The sequence below is a fragment of the Agathobaculum faecis genome (assembly GCF_014287995.1).
Lineage (GTDB): Bacteria > Bacillota > Clostridia > Oscillospirales > Butyricicoccaceae > Agathobaculum > Agathobaculum ammoniilyticum.
The window spans coordinates 1-4,118 of sequence record NZ_JACOPL010000036.1; the positions used below are offsets into that span (position 1 = coordinate 1).

4 protein-coding genes and 1 pseudogene are annotated in these 4,118 nt (G+C 56.5%); all 5 read left to right on the forward strand.

All coding sequences use genetic code 11. The features are described from left to right. Window positions 1-217, forward strand: a pseudogene (locus H8S45_RS15465) (hypothetical protein); the annotation flags it as partial. Between the two features lie 73 nt (window positions 218-290). Further along, window positions 291-704 (forward strand): hypothetical protein, encoded by a 414-nt coding sequence (locus H8S45_RS15470; protein WP_186950526.1) that lies wholly within the window; start codon window positions 291-293, stop codon window positions 702-704. Continuing rightward, on the forward strand, window positions 701-1,438 hold the full coding sequence (locus H8S45_RS15475; protein ID WP_186950528.1) for a DUF7841 family protein: 738 nt from the start codon (window positions 701-703) through the stop codon (window positions 1,436-1,438). Before H8S45_RS15470 ends, H8S45_RS15475 begins: the two co-directional genes overlap by 4 nt. A 66-nt stretch (window positions 1,439-1,504) precedes the next feature. Further along, the gene (locus tag H8S45_RS15480; RefSeq protein WP_186950530.1) at window positions 1,505-2,806 is read left to right on the forward strand and encodes a hypothetical protein; all 1,302 of its coding nucleotides are present in this window, start codon (window positions 1,505-1,507) and stop codon (window positions 2,804-2,806) included. A 50-nt stretch (window positions 2,807-2,856) separates the two neighbouring features. Then, the coding region (locus H8S45_RS15485) for a hypothetical protein (RefSeq protein WP_186950532.1) at window positions 2,857-4,118 on the forward strand (1,262 nt) is incomplete at its 3' end.

Below are 4,118 nucleotides of genomic sequence, written 5' to 3' on the forward strand. Positions count from 1 at the left end.
GGACTTCATGGTACAGTCCAAGATCGATTCGCTGCAGTCCGAGAATCAGGCGCTCAAGCTGGCGGCTTCGCAGGCCAACCAGAACAGCTACCTGACCGCAACGCTGGACGCGCAGACCAGTGAGCTGATCCGCCGCATCAACCCGATGCCGGTACCGGCTTATCAGGTTCCCGCGCCGTATCCGTTCTGCGGCTCCGGCTATGGCTGTGGCTGCTGATCTCCGGCATTCGCCGTGATAACTTCGGGCGGCGGGCAATAGTCTGCCGCCCTTGATTTTTGGAGGTAGAATTATGTCTTGCAAACCTGTATGTAAGCTGTGCCCTAATCTGGTGATCTCGCAGGCGGTGACGTTCACAGGCGGCAATCTGGAGATCAACCTTCCGGCCGGCAGCTATAACAACGGCGAGAAATACTGCATCGTAGTGGCGCAGGCAATCCCCGACACGGCCACGATCAATGCGCCGGTGTATATGACCATCGGCACGGGTACGACGCTGTATCCGCTGACTAAGCGCAACTGTGCGCAGGTGACGGCCTGCGGCATCCGCACCCGCACGCGGTATTCGGCCTGTGTTTCCACGTCTGCGACCGGCGGCTCGTTCCGGATGCTGGGCAATCCCTGCTGCGCCCCCAGCAACAACCTTGCCAGTATTGACGGCGGCGCGGCTCCCGTGCCCGCGACCAGAGGGGCGGTGAGCAAATGACGCGCACCGCAAAGATGATGATGCTTTCCGGCCGTGGCCGCCGTAGGATCGGCGTAGAATACGAGGATTACCCGCGCGATTACGTGGAGGATAAATTCCGCGACCGTCGCGGCCGCGAACATTACGACGACGGGCGTTTCGCCCCGCGCTCCGAAATGATGGAGCCGTATGACCGTGGATACCGCCGGTACTCTGACGGACGGTTTGCGCCGAGAAGTGAGTACGATATGCAGGATCGGTATGGCGTACAGGATCGCTATATCCCGCCGGTTTATCACTATCCTATGTATAGGGAGGATTATGACATGCAGCCGATTGGGTTTCGTGATCGAGATTATGGCAGTATGCATGAAACTCCGTATGTAGGAGATTCGCTGCGTGGAAGCAGCGAGCGGATGATGGGTTACGCATCCGGACACGGCTCTAAAAAAATGGATAAGGAAACCGCTGAACGCTGGGTCAGCAAAATGAAGAATGCTGACAAGTCGAGCGGCGCCCACTGGTCCATGGAGCAGACCGATTACATCATGAAACAAAAAGGTCTGCATTATGACCCCGTGGAGTTTTGGGTGGCGATGAACGCTACCTACAGCGACATTTGTGCGGCCAGTTCAAAGCATGGTGTGGACAACATCGATTTTTACACAGATATTGCAACAGCGTTTTGGCTAAAGGACGAGGACGCTGTGGAAAACAAGGAATCGGCGTATTATGAACATGTTGTGAAGCATTAACAATTCAGTAAAAAAGCAGGAAGCGTAAGCCTCCTGCTTTTATTATGCAAAAAGGAGATGTATTTTATGGCAAGGAGCATTATCGGATCAGCGATCGGGTCGGCGATCAGCGGCGCGATCAATTCGAGTAAAAAGCCGTCCGGTTCGTCGAGCAGTTCGTCAAGCAGGCCGTCCAGCTCTTCGGGCAGTTCTTCCCGCCCAGGCGGTATTGCGGGAGGGATGGCCGGTATCATTGGCAACGTAGTAAGCGGCGTTGTAAACGGAATGACGGGAAATTCTTCCCGCCCCAGTTCGTCCGGCGGTTCATCCGGCGGGGGCTCGTCCGGAGGCGCATTCGGCACGGTTGGCAACATTGCAGGGAACATAGCAGGAAACGCAATCGGCGGGGCGCTGAACGGCGTGGGGATCGGGTCTGGTGGAAACAGCGGGAGCACCTCTTCCAGCATACCAAACAGCAGCTACAGCAATGTGGATTTAGGAAATACGTTCTGGCAGGCGGCGCTTCAAGGTGGAGCAGATGTTGATTACCTGCAGTCCATTGCTGATGCGCGGCTTGATAAAGCGCAGAACACCGCGGGACTTGGGCAGTATTATAACGATCAGAACCAGCTCGCCATGCAGGCATATATCAATCAGTTGAGACAACAGCAGGAATATGCCAATCAGTACAACCAATATTACGAGGATGCACTCGCACAGCAGCAGGCAGCTTTTGACGCGGCGGCAGAACAGGCCGCACAGCAATACCAGCAGCTCATCCCAGGAATCAATCAGAGTTATGATGAAACCGCGCGTCAAGCCTATATTGCAAATAGGCTTGCACAGCGCGATCTTCCGGAACAGTTGGCGGCGGCTGGTATTTCCGGCCAGGGCGCGGCAGAAAGCTCCATTGTAGCGCAGAACAACGCATACAACGCGGCGTATAACCAGAACGAACTTGCGCGGCAGAACGCCCTGCAGAATATCGACAATCAAATCGCGAACGCCTATGCGAGTGCAGGCGCACAAGGAGCGCAGAGCGCGGCAGATATTTTGCTGCAGCAGGCAAACGCACAGCAAAATATCCTTGCGATGCAGGAACAGATGCGGCAGAACGCGATTAATGGATTGTTTAACTATGCTGGTGTCACGGGGAATATTGGCGGGATGCCGACGCTTTCCGCGCAGGAACTGGCGGCGAATAACGCTTATAACAACGCTCTTCTGGAACAGAACCAACAGCAGATGAACCAGAGTATTACTGATGTTGCCTATAACAGGGCGATGGATCAGGCGAACCAGTACTATACCGCGTACCTCAATTCGGGGAATCAGGAGTATCTCGCATTGTACAGGCAATGGCTCTCAAAGGCGCAATCTTATATTTGAAACAGGAGGCGGGCAACACCGCCTCTATCCTTTTATGACGGAGGGTATATATGGCAAGAAACCGTTTTGAATTGGAAGAAAACCGAAAGAAAGACGCGCTGGAAGCGGTTATAAATGCGGCAAAGGCAGGGGCGGCTTATCTGGAGCCTGCAAAGGCGACGGTGCAGAAAAACCAGAGTAAAAAAACGGCGGCGAAAAGCACCGGCTCGGCAAAGACCGCTACGGCAGGCGGGAAAAGCACGCGGACGGCACAGACGAACCCTGTCCGAGCCGCAGCGGTAAATGCGAACCAGGCAGCGGCGCGCCAGGTGCAGCAGGCGGCGACGAGAAAAAGCACGATACCGACGTTTTTACAGCCCAAAACGACCAGAATACAGCCGATCATCCGTCCGGCGATGGTGAATCCGGTTAATGTATTAGCACCAAGGGTGAGCGGCACGGGCAGAACGGGCGGAGGGTTCAGCGGGGGAGGAGGAGCGGTTTCCCCGCTGCCCGCGGTTCGGGGGACGACGAGGGCGCAGCGGCAGGCAGATTTGGACCAGCTGACCGCAAACAGCGTCGCATGGCATTTCGCGGACGACGCGCAGAAACAGGCGCTTTTTGAAGCGAACAACGCAATCCGTCAAAAATACAACCTTGCCTATCTGCCTGGAACTGGCGAAACCTATAATAACGCCGGCGTGAACCTCTCTGCTCCGGTCGCGGAGGAGGTGCGGACGCAGCAGAGCTATAACGCGCAAACCCCGCTTTCGGTATTAGGGCATAACACCATGGCGGGCGTTGCGGGAATCAACAGGGGATTTTATTCTACGCTTGATTTCCTGCTTCCGGATGTAATCACGCCGGAATTTGTGCAGGACAAGATTGATGCGGCAAAGCAGACGAACGAGGATATTCAGGAAAAGGTGCGCCGGTACAACTACGAGCGCGGCGGGAAAATCGGAGGCGCGGTAGGCGACCTGTACCAGAGCGCGCTCGGGATGATCCCGCAGGCGGTCATCGCGGTAATGTCGGGCGGCACAAGCGCGGCGGCGAAGGGAGGCAGCACGCTGGCCGGAGCTGCGGACGACATTGTTTCCAACATCACGCGGCAGCTTACGAAGAACGCGGGATACATGAGCAGCTTTGCGTCCACGGTGGGGACGGACTACGAGAGGGCGAAAGCGGCCGGTGCATCGGACGCGGAGGCCGCATTTTCGGCCATCCTCTCTTCGGCCGCTACCGCCGGAATAGAAACCATGGGCGGCATTGACGTGCCGCAGGGCAGCGCGTCCAGACTGCGGAACGCGCTGAATACAGCGCTTGAGGAGGG

What these genes read in the sequence shown, in the direction of transcription:
- H8S45_RS15480 (WP_186950530.1), top strand. Translation starts at nt 1,505, where the DNA reads ATGGCAAGGAGCATTATCGGATCAGCGATCGGGTCGGCGATCAGCGGC.
- H8S45_RS15470 (WP_186950526.1), top strand. Translation starts at nt 291, where the DNA reads ATGTCTTGCAAACCTGTATGTAAGCTGTGCCCTAATCTGGTGATCTCG.
- H8S45_RS15475 (WP_186950528.1), top strand. Translation starts at nt 701, where the DNA reads ATGACGCGCACCGCAAAGATGATGATGCTTTCCGGCCGTGGCCGCCGT.